Genomic DNA, 15,150 nt, shown 5'->3' with positions numbered 1-15,150 from the left:
GACCCCGTGATGGAGATGACCCAGTGTACGCGTCAGGTCTGCGGTGACGGTGTCCGGCCGAAGTCGGGCAGCGGGTCGTCCATCGTGACCACCGGGCCCTTGCCGAGCCGGGCGGCGCGGAGGGCCTGGTTCTCCTCGGGGGACAGCGTTTCGATCGCGTGGCCGTCCCGCACGACCTTGGCGTAGGTACGGGTCTCGGTACGGCCGTTGATCGAGCTGATGATGACGCCGTCGCCTGCGGCGTTGATCAGGGCGAGTGAGAACGAACGATGCCCCGACATCTCCTTGAGGGCGTCGTAGTGCACGATGGCGAGGTCGCGCAGCGCCTGGTGGTCCACCGGGCTGTTGGCGACCTTCAACTGCCGCCGGAGCGCCTCCGCGCATTCCTCGACGACCTGGTTGACCCTGTTATGGGCCACCACGGCGATGGACAGGCCTGCCACACCGGCAACCACACCGGCGACGGCCACCGCGACGAGCATCACGGGGCGAGCGTACCGACCGGAGGCTCCGATCGAGAAGGATCTGGCCGATCCTTGGCCGCAACCAGCCGATTGACCAGCCAGATCCCCAGGACCATGATCATGGCAATGGCCGCCAGACCGAAGGCATCCTGGACGATCCGGCCGAAGAAACGTGTGATGAGGCGGTGATTGGTGCCCGACATCGCGGCGCCGTACCAGGGAAGCGGGAACAGGAAATAGATCCAGACGCCCGCGGCGACCAGACATCTTCGCGCGTCCCGCCCGTCCCCGGCCAAAGCGCCGAGCACCGCGATCATCCAGACGAGATGGTGCATCCAGCCGACAGGGGACAGCAGGACCGACAACAGGCCGGTGATGGCGACGCCGGCGAGCAGCAGGCTGTAGGCCCCGGGACCGGCGGCCGGGTCGGCGGCCCGCATCAGGTCCGTGCCGTTGAACGGGCGCAGGGCGCTGAGCGGGCGGAGCGCACTGGATGAGCGGAGGGCACCGGACGAGCGGAAGGTTCCGGACGCGGCCAGGTCGTCGGCGGCAAGGGTGGTGCGCCGGGCGAACTTGAATCCCACGTACCCCACGGTCAGCAGGAAGGCGAGCCAGATCAGCGACCGCACCGGGCCCTCGGGGATGATCCGCGCGATCATTCCGTTGAGCGCCTGGTTGGTGGTGCCGGTGATCGATCCGGTTCGTTCGCCGCCCTCCAGGAGCGCCCCGAACCAGAAGTCGGCCGAGTCCGACGGCAACAACGCGAACGCGCCGAGGGTCGCGGCGGCGGCGGTCAGCACCGCGTTGCGCAGCGCGTCCCAGCGGCGGGTGATCAGGAAGTAGATCAGGAAGACGCCGGGCACCAGCTTGATCGCGATGGCGATGCCGACCAGCGCGCCGCGCGGCCAGCGGGCGGACCGGGCGACGCAGTCGGCCAGGCACAACGCCATCAAGAAGAACCCGACCTGCCCGAACCGCATCTGGTCGTACGAGGGCCACATCCAGGCGGCGGCCCCGACGAGCACGCCGACCGCGACGGGCGTCCAGCGCCCGGCGCGCCGGATCAGGTCGCGGAACGCGTAGCAGATGACGATCGCCAACGCCGCGTACATGAAGACCGTCCACAGCCCCTGGGCCGCCCGCCACGGCAGCACCGTGAACGGCACGGCCAGCAGGGCGGCGAACGGCGGGTAGGTGAACGGCAACAGCTGCGGCGGCTGCGTCAGCACCTCGTAGAGCGGTGCGCCGCGCAGGATCGCGGCCCCGCCGTCCCGGTAGACCTCCAGGTCCACCATGCGCTGGTCGGGCGGATTGGTCAGCCAATGCACGACGATCGGCGTGATCGCCGCCACCGCGATGGCGACCCCGGCGAGCAGGATCGCCAGATCCGCCGGGCCGCCCCGCCACCAGGGTGCCCGCGACGGGAGTGGGTCCCGGCGGACGCCGTTGCCTGCACGCATGTACCCATCCTGGCGCAACCTGCCAACTCCCTGAGACAACCGCCCACTACCCTTGTCGCATGGCGCAACGGGGGGCGGAAATCGGCATGTACAGAGCCTCCGTGGTCAGATGCATGATCGCACTGGCTGTGCTCCTCGGGGTGGGCATGCTGATCGTTCTCCCGTCGTCACCGTCGCATGCCGCCACCGCCACCGCCGCTGCCACCGGCTCCGGCACCGCCATCGGCACCGGCACCGGGACCGGGACCGGGACCGGGACCGGCTCACGCTCAGGTGCGGCGGCCGCCTCGCCCATTGTGATCATCGGGATCCCCGGGTTGCGGTGGAACGACATCACCCAGACCGGGACGCCGGCGCTCTGGGGATTGACCGGCAAGGGCGGCGCGGGCGCGCTCAGCGTCCGCACGACCCGTCCCAACACCTGCCCGATGGACGGATGGCTGACGCTGTCCGCCGGCCAGCGGGCCAGGCTCGCGAACGCCGACTGCGCGCTGCCGTCGGTTCCCGTCGTCGCCCCCCAGACCTCCGGCGGCGTGACCCCTCCCCAGGGCGGGGCCCTCGCGCCCGGCTGGCCGTCGATCAAGGACGACAACGCCGACAGCCCGTACCACGCCCAGGTCGGGCTCCTCGGCGACGCCGTGCACAAGGGCGGCCAGTGCACGACCGCGGTCGGACCGGGCGCGGTCTTCGGGCTGGCCGACGGCTCCGGCAAGGTCGACCACTACGTGGCCTCGGCCGAAAAGGCCAGCGCCGCCGACTGGACCAGATGCGCGCTCACCGCCGTCGACGTGGACGACGTCTTCCGTGTCTTCGTGTCGGCGGGTGTCGACGCCGCGGGCGTCCAGGTTCCGGTCGCAGCCGCCAAGCGCAGCGCCGCCGCGGCCGCCGCCGACCGGCACGTCGCCAAGGTCCTGGCCGGGATCCCGGCGAACGCAACGGTCCTGATCGCGGGCCTCGCCGACGTGGGCGTCAAGGCCCATCTCCGCGTCGCCATCGCCAGCGGCCCCGCGTACGGGCCGGGCATCCTCACCTCGCCCGCCACCCGCCAGAGCGCCCTGGTGACGCTGACCGACCTCACCGCGACCGCGCTGCGCCTCCTCGGACTCCCCAAGCCCCAGGCCGCCGTCGGGTCGGTGTGGAAGAACGAGCCCAGCAAGGTCACGCCCGCCGAAAAGATCGACTCGCTCACCGAGCAGGATGTCGCGGCGCAGGCGATCCACAACGTCCAGGGCATGTACTTCTGGGTGCTGGGCGGCACGCAGCTCATCGTGTACGGGCTGGCTGCGCTGGTGCTGCGCCGCCGCGGGCACGCACCGGGCTCCCGGGCCAGGGTCCTGGGCGGCACGAGGATCATGGCGCTGTTCGGGGGTTCGGTGCCGTGCGCCTCGTTCCTCGCCGGGCTCGTCCCGTGGTGGAAGGCGGGCCACCCGTCGCCCCTCCTCGTCCTGACCGTGCTCGGGTTCAGCGCCGTGCTGACCGCGCTCGCGCTGGCCGGGCCGTGGCGGCGGTCGGTGACCGCCCCCAGCCTGGTGATCGCCGCCGTGACCGCGCTGGTTCTGGCGGTGGACGTGATGAGCGGGTCGCGGCTGCAGATCGACACGCTGATGGGCTACACCGCCACGGTCGCGGGGCGCTTCTACGGCTTCGGCAACCAGGCGTTCTCGCTGTTCGCGGTGGCGTCGATCCTCTCGGCGGCGTGGCTGGCCGAATACCCGCTGCGCGCGGGCCGCCGTCTGGCCGCCGTCGCCGCCGTCGCGGGGGTCGGTGTCCTGGCGGTGGCGGTCGACGGCCTGCCCGCCTGGGGTGCCGACTTCGGGGGCGTGCTGGCGCTGGTGCCGTCGTTCGCGATCCTCGGTCTGATGATCTCGGGCCGCCGGGTCTCGGCGCTCAAGGTGGGGCTGTTCTGCCTGGTGGCGGCGGTGCTGGTGCTGCTGATCTCGTACGTGAACGCGCAGAGCGCCAACCCGACCCACCTCGGGCGCTTCTGGCAGGACCTCGTCAACGGGGACGCCTGGGACATCGTCGCCCGCAAGTTCACGTCCATGGTGGGCAGCCTCGAACGCCTTCCCTACACGATCGCCGTGGCGATCGCGGTCGGCTTCCTCTTCTTCGTGCTCATCCGGCCGACGAGCCGCCAGGCCTCGTTGATGGAACGGGCGTACGCGCGCAGCGAGACCATGCGCCCGGCGCTGATCTGCGCGCTGACCGTGGGCGTGATCGGCACGCTGGTGAACGACTCCGGCGTGGTGATCATCGCGGTCGCGTTCAGCCTCGCGATCCCGCTGATGCTCGCGGGGAGCATCCGGGCGCTGGAGCTGGACGTCCGGAACGGCGGCACTCCCGGACCAGAACGATCAGAAGCCCGGTCAGCACCAGCGGGATGACCACCGGCCGGACCACGGTGAACAACCACGACAGCCCGCCCGGCAGACCGATCAGCTTGGGGTCGCGCGCGGGCAGGTAGGCGAGGCTGAGCGCGCCGGTATGCGCCAGCAGGATCCAGTCGAACCTCGACCACGGCAGGAACGCGAGCACCGCCCAGCCGAACCCGTCGTACCAGGGCAGCTCGTACGGCGCGGCGAACAGCCACGCCAGCACCAGCGCGGCCGCGATCCGCCGACTCTCCTCCACATCCCCATCGCGTGGGAGACCGCGAGCGAGCAGCCAGACGAGCACCACCGTCAGGGCGAAGAAGCCGATCTTGATGATCGTGCGCTGGCCGCCCTTGCCCAGCAGCATGTCCACCAGGTGCCAGGGGGTCGCGAACGAGACCATGTTGCTGGCCTTCTCGAGCTGGTCGAACGCGTGCGGCCCGGCCAGCGAGAACGAGACCAGCGCCACACCCCCAGCCGCCCCGAAGAGCGCCACCAGCCGAAGCAACGCCCCCCGATCCCATCCCCAGACGCCACCAATGCGCCCTCGCACATCACGCCAGCCGCCGACGCCACGTTCATCACCCACGCCACGCTTGCCGTCCTGCACGCCACGCTCGCCGTCCTGCAGAGTGGGATCGCCGTCCTGCATGCCGCGGTCATGCCGCAACATGCGTACACGTCCCTGCAGGGTGCGGCGGGCCAGGACCCAGGCCGGTCCTCCGCCTACCAGGGCGGCGGGGAGTTTGATTGCGGCTCCGGCTCCCACGAGAGCGCCGGTGGCGAGTACGCGCAGCACGCCCGCCGCGCCCTTGTGGCGGCGGCGCGCCGAGTAGAGCGCCACGGCGGCCACCATGGGCGCGATCGCCAGGACGTCGTTGTGCGCACCCGCGACCAGGTGGAACAACAACAGCGGGTTGCACGTCCACAGCAGGACGCCGCGCAGCCGCCGTTGCGGGCCTCCGGCGCTCCGGTAGAGGACCAGCGCGGTGATCACGAAGGCCAGCGCGTTGGTGAACGACAACATGAAGACGGTCAGCCGCATCGACCCGCCGCCGATCCAGGACGCGAACGCCTCCTGGGCGGTGGCGATCGGCCCGTAGACCGACGGGGCCGTCCGCCACTCCTCGACCGCGCCGATCACCGGGTCGCCGGGCAGGTCCACCGCCCGTGTCGTGTACGGGTCGTGCCCGGTGGCCGCCATCCGCCCGTACGCGGCGTAGTTGAGATGGTCGGCGGAGCCGATGGGCGGCATGAGGGTGAACGCCGCCGTCACCAGCAACCCCGCGATGAGCAGCGGGAACGGCCGGGGTCGCCAGCCCCGCTGGACGGCGGTGAAGCAGAGCCCCAGACCCGCCACCCCTGCCGCGATCCCCATGACCACCAGGCCGATGACGAGATAGGGCGAGGGGTGGACGGTGAGCGAGTACGGAGGTTGCCCCGGCTCGCCGGGCAGCGCGGGCTCCATGGCGGACGGCCCGAGCAGCGCCGTGAGCAGGAAGCAGCCGGCGCTCCCCCCGATGGAGATCAGCCCGGCCGTGCCCAGGCTGCGGGGATCCCGTCCGGCAGAGGTCACGGGCGGCGGCCGAGGAGCCGGCCCACCCGTCCGACCACGGCGGGGTCACGCACGGCCAGCGCACGCGCCACGTCGCGGAACTGCCGCGCGCGATGCACCTGGGATCGCCAGTCGGTGCCGGTGGCGCGGTGCGCGAGCGGCACCTCGACCTCCCTCACCCGGAAACCCTGGCGCAGCAGGTCGATCGTGAGCGCGGTCTCCACGCCGAACCCGGCGGCGAGTGGCCGGCCGGCCTCGAACGCGGCGCGGGTCAGGCACCGCTGGCCGTTCAGCGGCGCGGTCGCGGTCCAGCCCGTCGCCCGGCGGATGCCGTCGCGCGACAGCCGGATGACGAAGCCGTGCCCGCCGAGCTTGACCGTCGAGGAGAACACCGCGATGGTCATGTCCGCCTCGCCTGCCCGCACCGGCTCGACGAGCGGCGCGGCGTCCCGGGCGGTCCCAGCCAGGTCGGCGTCCAGGAACAGCAGGTGGCGAGGCTGATCACGGCCTTCGTCCAGCAGCCGTACGGCCTCGGCGCCGCTCTCCATCGCCGCGCCCTTCCCGCGGTTGCGGCTGTGCCGCACCACCCGGGCCCCGGCCTCCCTGGCGACCTGGCCGGTGCCGTCGGCCGAGCCGTCGTCCACCACCACGACCAGATCGGCACCGGGCAGTTCGAGTGCGGCCTTGACGGTGGCCGCGATCCGCTCCGACTCGTCCTTGGCCGGGATGATCACCGCAACATCCTGCATAGTGGCGATCGTAGCGACGACGCGCCGCGGCGCACGGCCCGAACGCAGGAGGCCCGCAGGGGAAAGATCCCCCACGGGCCGTGAATCGATGGATGTACGGACGGATCGGTGGTGCCGGCCAGGCCCCGAACGCCGAGACGTTCGGAGCGATCAGCCGGCATCCATGGCGGCGGGTACTGCGTCGGTCACGGAGAAGACCGTGTCCAGTCCGGTCACCTGCAGAATCCGCTTGACGGCGGGACGCGGCGCGGCGAGCTCGAGCGTGCCGCCCTGCTCCTTGAGCCGCTTCATGGCGGCGAGCAGCACGTTCATGCCGGTCGAGTCACAGAACTCGACGCCACTCAGATCGACCACGATGCGGTCGACTTGATCGCGTAGCAACCCCGCCAGCGCGGTCTGCAGCCGAGGCGCGGTGTACAGGTCCAGTTCGCCGGTCGCTGTGACGACGGCGTGACCTCCCTGCGACGAAGTCGAGACGTTTAGCTCCACGCCCGGCACACTATCGGGCTGACGGCCCCCGGGCCAGGGAGTTCGCCAACTCCCGTGTCGCGCGATCCGTTCAGGCGAGCAGGGACAGGCGTCCACGAGGTCGTTACGCGGATTACACGCCTTTATGTCCTGGATGCGCCCGTATCGATGGCCATCGCCCTCTCTGTGCCAACGATTCGCCGATCCGGATGACCGCCCGGATACTTGGCCGTCACCAGCTTGGCGAACTGCGGGATTCCCCCATCATGATCACACAGAGTGAGGGAGGGTGAACAAGTGAAACAGCGGCAAGCGCACGCGACGGCCGTCGCACACCGGGGGGTGCGCCGCGGATGAAGTCGGAGCGACACACCGATCCGCGGGAGACACGACTCCGGGAACGCCTGGAGACCATCAGGGTCCGCTCGGAAAAGTCCAATTCATGGCGTTCGTCCACGCAGTATCTGTCCCGCCTGGTCAACAGGACCGGCTTCGTGCCGATCCGCACCCGGCTCTCCCGCGAGGACCTCACCTTCCTGGCCGGCGCTCGTGACGAGGTGATCGCGTTCGCCGAGCTCGGCATCCGCCTCCTCGACCTGCACCAGCCCCAGGACGCCGGCGGCATCACCAGCGACCCCGACAGCCCCATCCGCCGCTGCCGGGCGTGCATGTGGCGCTGGCCCTGTCCCACGTTCCGCGCCATCGCCGAGGCCGTCGACCGCTGACAGAGACCCTGATCGACGCCCACAGATCGATTTGTCGACAAATCGATCTGGATGTCTCCGGCGTGGTGTCAGGTGCCCAGCGGGAGGCGGACGACGAAGCGGCAACCTGCGCCGGCGTTGACGACGCCGATCTCCCCCGCGTGTGCCTCCACGATGCCGCGGGCGATGGCCAGGCCCAGTCCCGCGCCGCCTCCCGGTGTACGGGCGGCCTCACCGCGGAAGGCCACATCGAAGACGCGCGGCAGATCCGCTTCCGGGATGCCACCGCACGCGTCCGCGACGGTCACGCAGGCCGCGCCGTCCCGGACCTCGCCCGTGATCTCGATGGTCCCGTCGCTCGGCGTGTGGCGGATGGCGTTCACGACCAGGTTGCGCAGGGCGCGGCCCAGCTCCCCCGCGTCGGCCTCGACGGGCAGGCCCGGCTGGACCTCGCCGTACAGCCGCACCCCTTTCGCACGGGCGAGCGCCTCGGCACCACCGACCGCCTCGGCCACCAGGTCGGCCAGCCCGATCCGGCGCCTCGACAGGCGCAGCGCGCCGGCGTGGATGCGGGACAGCTCGAAGAGATCGTCGACCATCTCGGTCAGCCGGTCGGACTCGACGCGGATGCGGCGGTGGTAGCGGCTGACGGTCTGGGGGTCCTCGACCACCTCGTCCTCCAGCGCCTCCGCCATCGCGCGCAGCCCGGCGAGCGGGGTGCGCAGGTCGTGGCTCACCCAGGCGACCAGCTCGCGGCGGGAGGCCTCCAGGGCCTGCTCACGTGCGTGCGCGGCGGCCAGGCGGCTGTACGCGGCGTCCAGCTCGCGGGAGAGCTCGGCCAGCTCGGCGGGGAGCGGTCTGGCGGGGACCCGGTAGGAGTCGGACCGTACGGCCTCCACCAGCACCCGGTTGGCCGCGACGAGCCGGCGGCCCAGCAGGACCGAGACCCCGACGGCGACGATCCCGGCGGCCGTCACGACCGCGAGCACCACCGCGAGGTCATGCTGGTTGATCAGCATCATCAGCGCGATCACGATGATGCCCGAGATCGTCGCCAGCACCGTCGACACCCCGACGACGATCAGCTGGATGGCGACGGACCGGCTCCGCAGCCACTGCAGGACGACCAGTCCGGCGGCGGCCACGATCGCCGCCGGGAGCGTCGCGTACCAGGCGATCCAGAACAGTTCCTCAGGCGGGATGCTCATCCGGCCTCCGGCTCGTAGCGGTAGCCGACTCCCCAGACCGTGACGATCCGCCGCGGCACGGTCGGATCGTCCTCGATCTTTTCGCGCAGCCGCCGGACATGGACGGTGACCGTGGAGGAGTCGCCGAACGACCAGCCCCAGACCTCCTGGAGCAGCTGGTCCCGGCTGAACGCCTGCCGCGGATGGCGCAGCAGGAACGCCAGCAGGTCGAACTCGCGGGCGGTCAGGGACAGCTCGGCGTCCCCTCGGCGAGCCTCGTGCGCATGGACGTCCACGACCAGATCGCCGTCCTGCAGCACCTCGGTCCCCGTGGTGACGAGCGCGCCCCGGGCCCGCCGCAGCACGGACCGGACACGAAGCGCCAGCTCGCGCGGGCTGAACGGCTTGGTCACGTAGTCGTCGGCCCCCGTCTCCAACCCGACCAGCCGGTCCGTCTCCTGGCCCAACGCGGTGAGCATCACGATCGGAACGGGTGAGGTCTGGCGGAGCCTGCGGCAGACCTCCAGGCCGCCCATTCCGGGCAGCATGAGGTCAAGGACGACCAGGTCGGGAGGATCGCCCTGGGCCCTCCGCAGGGCCTCCACCCCGTCGGCCACGCACTCGACCTGGTGCCCGTCGCGCAGCAGGTAGCGGGCCACGACTTCGGCCACCGTGGGGTCATCGTCGACGACCAGGATCCGGCCGGTGGTATCGGCGGGATTCGCCATCGAAACCTCACGTGGTCGTCGTCCAGGTGCTGCTGATGGGATCACATTCTCACGGTACGTCCGGCCTGGACGATCCGCGTTTCCCGTCACAACTCCGTAAGAGTTGATCAACCAGCCGGCCCGCCGCCGGCTCTCAGGGTTGATTCAGGGGCGGATCGTCCCGCAGGGTGATGACGGCCCTCCGACCCGCGCGTACGGTGTGGAACATGGGTCGGACAATTCTGACAATCATTGGTGTAGTGCTTGCCGTATGGCTGCTCATGACGGTCATCGGCGCGATCATTTCGATGCTGAAGCTCTTCTTCTTCATCGGCTTCGTCGCCGTGCTGGTCGTGCTGGCGGTGACCATCGTCTCCAAGATGTCCCGCAACAGTTGACGGGGCACCTGAGAAGCCCGAGTTGAGTGAACACGCGGGGCCCCTTGCCCCCCGTTCGCCGGTGACCGCATGATGCCTGAACGAGCAGGCGATTGACCGGCGAAAGGGGCCCTCGTGCAAGGCCTTACCGAAGTGCTGCGTGACCGTGCGCGGCAACAGCCCGACCGTGTCGCCTTCATCGCGGGCGAAACAAGGATCACTTACCGGGACTTCGATCAGCGGGCGGACCGGGCCGCCGCGGCGCTCGCCGCAGCCGGCGTCGGTCATGACGACCGGGTCGCCATCCTGGACAAGAACTCGATCGAATACGTCGAGCAGCTCTTCGGCGCCGCCCGGCTCGGTGCCGTCCAGGTACCGGTGAACTATCGCCTCTCGCCCGACGAGGTGGCCTACATCGTCAACAACGCGCAGGCCAAGGTCTTCATCGTCGGACACGACTTCCTCCCGGTGCTGGACGCCATCGCCGGGAAGCTCCAGCACACCACCCACATGGTGGTCATCGACGGCTCGGGGCACGCGTACCTCGACTACGCCACGTGGGTGGGCGCCCATGAGGACGCCGCAGCCGTCGACGACAGCGCGATCGACACCGCCGGCACTTTCGTGCAGCTCTACTCGTCGGGCACCACCGGACTGCCCAAGGGCGTGATGCTGAGCCACGACAACTTCACCTCGGTGTTGCCGCTGACCAACGAGATCTGGGGCATCACCGGGGACGCCGTGCTGATGGTCGCGATGCCGATGTACCACGTGGCGGGCAGCGCGCTGGCGGTGTGCGTCGTCTTCGACGGCATCACCGGCGTCATCGTGCGCGAACCCGACCCCGTCGGCATCGCCAAGGCGATCGAACGCGACCGCGTCACGCACGTCTTCCTCGTACCGGTGCTGCTCCAGTTCATGCAGTTGATGCCGGAGGTGGCGGAGGCCGACATGTCCAGCCTCAAGCTGCTCCTGTACGGGGCGTCGCCGATCAGCGAGGACGTCCTGCGCGGCGCCATGAAGATGTTGCCCGGCACGGATTTCATGCAGGTGTACGGGCTGACCGAGACGACCGGGGCGATCACGACGCTGCCCACCGCGGACCACGTTCCGGGCGGTCCCAACCCGCACCGCCTGCGCAGCGCCGGCATCCCCAACCCGCAATGCCGTCTGAAGATCGTCGATCCGGCCACGCTGGAGGAGCTCCCGCTCGGCCAGGTCGGTGAGATCCTCTGCCAGACGCCGCAGAACATGCAGGGCTACTGGGGCATGCCCGAGGCCACCTCCTCGGCTCTGCTGGAGGACAACTGGTTCCGTACCGGAGACGCCGGTTACCTGGACGAGGACGGCTATCTCTACATCCACGACCGTGTGAAGGACATGATCATCTCTGGTGGGGAGAACATCTACCCGGCCGAGGTCGAGAACGTCGTGATGAGCCATCCGGCCGTCACCGACTGCGCGGTCATCGGCGTTCCGGACGACAAGTGGGGCGAGACGCCGAAGGCGATCGTCGTGCTGTCCGAGGACGTCTCCGACCAGGACCTCATCGACTACTGCCGCGAACGCCTGGCCCACTTCAAGTGCCCCACCTCGGTCGAACGCCGCGACGCGATCCCGCGCAACCCGACCGGCAAGATCCTCAAGCGCGAGCTCCGCGCCCCGTACTGGGAGGGGCAGGACCGCGCCGTGCACTAGACCGGTCCCGCGCCGGGCGATCCCTTCCCTGAGATCGCCCGGCACCTGTCATCCGGCACCTGTGACCAGTTGTCGCTCGCTGTGCCGAACGTGGCAGGCAGCCCACTACGGACCACCGCGCGCCGGCGAACATGGCGCGGGCTACCCTGCCAATGGTTGCGGCGCATACGCCATTGAACGAGACGCGGCATGCGCCATGGAGAATGGCGCGGCGTCCCCTTTTGGAGATGGCGCGGCGAGCGTTGTCGGGCTTGGCGAGCCTTTACTGCTGTGGTGCGTGACGCGGTGTGCGCTGGCGGACGTAGCGCAGCATCAGCGGAAGTTGACCACGGCCGCGATCGGGTGGTGGTCGGAGATGCGAACCGGCTGGTTGGGCACCCACAGGCGACTTACGCGCTGCGGGGCATGCACCGTTGAACGCGGCACGGCGTGCGCCATGGAGGATGGCGGGGCGTCCCCTTTTGGAGATGGCGCGGCGAGCGTTGTCGGGCTTGGCGAGCCTTTACTGCTGTGGTGCGTGACGCGGTGTGTGCTGGCGGGCGTAGGGCAGTGTCAGCGGAAGTTGACCACGGCCGCGATGGGGCGGTGGTCGGAGATGCGAACGGGCTGGTTGGGCACCTCGCAGGCGACCTCCGCGCTCTTGCTGGCGAAGACGTAGTCGGTCTTGGCCAGGGCCAGCCCCTGGGCGTTCTGGTAGGTGCGCTCACCCGCGCGAGTACCGCCCGCAGCCTGGTCGCATTCGCTGAACGAACGGTAGAGGACGTCGAGAGCGGGCTTCTGCGGCTGGTCGTTGAAGTCACCACCGAAGACGACACGGCGGGCTCCCGCCAGCTCGGTGAGCTTCTGCGTCTGCTTGAGGCGCCACTCCCCGTTCGCCTCGTTGCTCAACTGTGCGGTGCAGAGCCGGGTGTTCCAGCTCGCGACGTTCCCGCAGAGCGCCACGTACCGCCGGGTTCGAGGCGAGGGCAGGTAGACCTTCTCCACACCCGTGATCTGCTGCTGGGCGCCCATGGCCACCCCGAACTGTCCCTGCCCGTTCGCGCAGGTCGCGGGCTTGCCGTTCGACTGGAGAACGGGTGCGAACTGCCAGCTCCAAGCGCTCATGCCGGGCTGACCCGCGATCGCCTTGACGTGCCCGAGGCACACCTCTTGCAGGAACACCGCGTTCGCCTTGACCTTGCGGCCTCCGACCACGTTGTTCTTCAGCTGGGTGGAGACGGTCCTGACCACTTCGGCGGGCTTGGCGCCGGCCGGGCAGCGGGGATCGGTGTCGCCGCAGACGTTCCAGTTCAGAACGTTGACCGCCGTCGTCCGCGTGCCCTCGGCCACATCGGTGACGGGCGGAACGGGATCGTCGCCCTGTTCGATGGCCGCTCCGGCTCCGGCGGTGACGACCACGACGGCCGCTCCGGAGACGGCAAGCAAGGGAATGAGGGCGCGGGGGGCTCGCACACAGGCTCCATCAATGGATCAAGCGGGGAAGATCACGACGAATCTCACCACATGAACCGGCGCCCGCGCTACGAAAACGAGACTACCCGCCCCAGACAATTTAACGTTCTGTCCGTGTCCCGTGACAGACCTGCTTGAAGGAGCCGACCGGCCGTCCGCAGCCGAACGCCCGCCCCAGCGAACCACTGCTGGGGCGGGCGCATGCGATGCCCGTATCGCGCGATCCCTAGTCGAGCAGGGTCGTCACCGTGCCGGCGCCGACGGTGCGGCCGCCTTCACGGATGGCGAAGCCCAGGCCCTCGGCCATGGCGACGGGCTTGCCCAGCTCCACCGTCATCTCGACGGAGTCGCCGGGCAGCGCCATGCCGCCCTCGCCACCGAGGTCCACGCCGCCGACCACGTCGGTCGTGCGGAAGTGGAACTGCGGCCGGTAGCCGTGGAAGAACGGCTTGCTCCGGCCGCCCTCGTCGGCGGTGAGCACCCGCACCTTGGCCCGGAACCGGCCGTGCGGCCGGATCGAGCCGGGTGCGGCGATGACCTGGCCACGGCGAATCTGGTCCCGCCGGACGCCGCGCAGCAACATCGCCGTGTTGTCGCCGGCCTCGGCGTGGTCCATCGCCTGCCCGAACGTCTCCAGCCCGGTCACGACCGAGCCGAAGCCGTCACCGAGCCCGACCACCTCGACGTGGTCGCCGACGCGGATCGCGCCCTGCGCCACGACGCCGGTCACGACGGTGCCGCGACCGGTGATGGTGAGCACGTTCTCCACCGGCATCAGGAACGGCCTGTCGAGGATCCGCGGCGGCACCGGCACGTACGCGTCGATCGCATCGAGCAGGTCACCGATCCGGGCGGTCCAGTACGGGTCGCCCTCCAGCGCCCGCAGGCCGGACACCCGGATCACCGGCACCTCGTCGCCGGGGAACCCGTACTCGCCCAGGAGCTCGCGTAGCTCCAGCTCGACCAGGTCGAGGAGCTCGGTGTCCTCGACCATGTCGGCCTTGTTGAGCGCCACCACGATGTGGCGGACGCCCACCTGGTGGGCGAGCACGATGTGCTCCCGGGTCTGCGGCATCGCGCCGTCCTGCGCCGAGACCACCAGCACCGCCCCGTCGATCTGGGCCGCGCCCGTGATCATGTTCTTGACGTAGTCGGCGTGGCCCGGCATGTCCACGTGGGCGTAGTGCCGGGTCGCGGTCTCGTACTGGACGTGCGCGATGTTGATGGTGATGCCGCGGTCGCGCTCCTCCGGGGCTCGGTCGATCCCGTCGAACGGCACGGCGGAGGCCAGCCCTTGCTCGGCGAGCACCTTGGTGATCGCGGCGGTCAGGGTGGTCTTGCCGTGGTCGACGTGACCCATCGTGCCGATGTTGAGATGCGGCTTGCTGCGCTCGTACAGCTGCTTGGCCATGAAAACTCGTCCTCACGTACGGAGTAGGAACGCGAGAACCCTCAGGGCGCACCACCGCATGCCAGACGGCAGGTGTGCCCGTGAGACTTGACCACCCCCCTCCGCTGGTTCTCCGGAAGTGGGACGGAGAGGGGTCAGCTTCGCGCGCCGTCGACGACGACTGCTGCTGCTGCCGAAAGGAAGGCAGCCGACACCGCGCTCAGCAGACCGAGGTCTGCGAGCATGCGGGTGCCGGCTGCGAGGAACATGGGTCCGAGGGTACGGGTGTCCCCTCGTCCAGGTCGATCGGTTTTTCGGTGGAACGTGTCGAGACGTACCAAGACGCGGCGTACCTGGTCATCCGCGCCGAACGACCAGGCACGCCGCGTCTCTGGGATAACGGCGGTCCCACATCCCACTGGGAGGGGACATTGTGGTCCTGCTTATTGGCTAAGAGCCATCTATATAGGTCCCGCGAATCAACGCGGGGGACCTGTTGACGCCAGGCCCTGCGCTCAACGATGACCAGTTCATTGATGTCGCCGAGCCGCTCGGCGACATCGCCTG

At 69.9% G+C, this 15,150-nt stretch carries 13 protein-coding genes; 4 read left to right on the top strand and 9 right to left on the bottom strand.

The window, feature by feature from the left end:
- Nucleotides 1–32 precede the first annotated feature (32 nt).
- Together F8566_RS29755 and F8566_RS29750 are read right to left on the bottom strand one after the other, a co-directional pair.
- On the bottom strand, nucleotides 33–482 hold the full coding sequence (locus F8566_RS29755) for a DUF4446 family protein (protein WP_151565309.1): 450 nt from the start codon (nucleotides 480–482) through the stop codon (nucleotides 33–35).
- On the bottom strand, nucleotides 482–1,924 hold the full coding sequence (locus F8566_RS29750) for a glycosyltransferase 87 family protein (RefSeq protein WP_151565158.1): 1,443 nt from the start codon (nucleotides 1,922–1,924) through the stop codon (nucleotides 482–484). The genes F8566_RS29755 and F8566_RS29750 overlap by 1 nt, the downstream gene beginning before the upstream one ends.
- 113 nt (nucleotides 1,925–2,037) lie before the next feature.
- Between F8566_RS29750 and F8566_RS29745 the strand changes: the two genes are divergently transcribed.
- Complete coding sequence (locus F8566_RS29745; protein WP_151565157.1) at nucleotides 2,038–4,308, top strand: hypothetical protein; 2,271 nt, start codon at nucleotides 2,038–2,040, stop codon at nucleotides 4,306–4,308.
- On the opposite strand, the gene mptB is transcribed toward F8566_RS29745, so the two are convergent.
- The 3 genes from mptB to F8566_RS29730 form a co-directional block, all read right to left on the bottom strand.
- Nucleotides 4,190–5,872 carry a polyprenol phosphomannose-dependent alpha 1,6 mannosyltransferase MptB gene (gene mptB, locus F8566_RS29740; protein ID WP_151565156.1) on the bottom strand — a complete coding sequence of 561 codons (1,683 nt, stop codon included), beginning with the start codon at nucleotides 5,870–5,872 and terminating at the stop codon, nucleotides 4,190–4,192. The two genes, F8566_RS29745 and mptB, sit on opposite strands and share 119 nt — an antisense overlap.
- Complete coding sequence (locus F8566_RS29735) at nucleotides 5,869–6,600, bottom strand: glycosyltransferase family 2 protein (protein WP_151565155.1); 732 nt, start codon at nucleotides 6,598–6,600, stop codon at nucleotides 5,869–5,871. The genes mptB and F8566_RS29735 overlap by 4 nt, the downstream gene beginning before the upstream one ends.
- A gap of 150 nt (nucleotides 6,601–6,750) precedes the next feature.
- The gene (locus F8566_RS29730; protein ID WP_151565154.1) at nucleotides 6,751–7,089 is read right to left on the bottom strand and encodes an STAS domain-containing protein; all 339 of its coding nucleotides are present in this window, start codon (nucleotides 7,087–7,089) and stop codon (nucleotides 6,751–6,753) included.
- Nucleotides 7,090–7,421: 332 nt separating this feature from the next.
- On the opposite strand from F8566_RS29730, the gene F8566_RS29725 reads away from it, so the two are divergent.
- On the top strand, nucleotides 7,422–7,793 hold the full coding sequence (locus tag F8566_RS29725; protein ID WP_151565153.1) for a hypothetical protein: 372 nt from the start codon (nucleotides 7,422–7,424) through the stop codon (nucleotides 7,791–7,793).
- 68 nt (nucleotides 7,794–7,861) lie between these two features.
- Here F8566_RS29725 and F8566_RS29720 read toward each other — a convergent pair whose 3' ends face one another.
- On the bottom strand, nucleotides 7,862–8,980 hold the full coding sequence (locus F8566_RS29720) for a sensor histidine kinase (RefSeq protein WP_151565152.1): 1,119 nt from the start codon (nucleotides 8,978–8,980) through the stop codon (nucleotides 7,862–7,864).
- The gene (locus tag F8566_RS29715; RefSeq protein WP_151565151.1) at nucleotides 8,977–9,687 is read right to left on the bottom strand and encodes a response regulator transcription factor; all 711 of its coding nucleotides are present in this window, start codon (nucleotides 9,685–9,687) and stop codon (nucleotides 8,977–8,979) included. Before F8566_RS29715 ends, F8566_RS29720 begins: the two co-directional genes overlap by 4 nt.
- Nucleotides 9,688–9,926: 239 nt before the next feature.
- On the opposite strand from F8566_RS29715, the gene F8566_RS50190 reads away from it, so the two are divergent.
- Nucleotides 9,927–10,064: a hypothetical protein gene (locus tag F8566_RS50190; RefSeq protein ID WP_192809941.1), complete on the top strand. Its 138-nt coding sequence runs from the start codon at nucleotides 9,927–9,929 to the stop codon at nucleotides 10,062–10,064.
- A gap of 114 nt (nucleotides 10,065–10,178) precedes the next feature.
- A complete protein-coding gene (locus tag F8566_RS29710) occupies nucleotides 10,179–11,741 on the top strand; it encodes a long-chain-fatty-acid--CoA ligase (protein ID WP_151565150.1) in 1,563 nt (520 codons plus the stop codon).
- A gap of 552 nt (nucleotides 11,742–12,293) precedes the next feature.
- Here the strand turns inward: F8566_RS29710 and F8566_RS29705 are convergent.
- Together F8566_RS29705 and tuf are read right to left on the bottom strand one after the other, a co-directional pair.
- Complete coding sequence (locus F8566_RS29705; RefSeq protein ID WP_192809921.1) at nucleotides 12,294–13,193, bottom strand: endonuclease/exonuclease/phosphatase family protein; 900 nt, start codon at nucleotides 13,191–13,193, stop codon at nucleotides 12,294–12,296.
- A 226-nt stretch (nucleotides 13,194–13,419) separates the two neighbouring features.
- The gene (tuf, locus tag F8566_RS29700; RefSeq protein WP_151565148.1) at nucleotides 13,420–14,604 is read right to left on the bottom strand and encodes an elongation factor Tu; all 1,185 of its coding nucleotides are present in this window, start codon (nucleotides 14,602–14,604) and stop codon (nucleotides 13,420–13,422) included.
- Between the last annotated feature and the right edge of the window lie 546 nt (nucleotides 14,605–15,150).

The sequence above is a fragment of the Actinomadura rudentiformis genome (genome assembly GCF_008923185.1).
GTDB classification, from domain to species: domain Bacteria; phylum Actinomycetota; class Actinomycetes; order Streptosporangiales; family Streptosporangiaceae; genus Spirillospora; species Spirillospora rudentiformis.
This window is presented reverse-complemented; position numbering and strand designations above follow the sequence as displayed.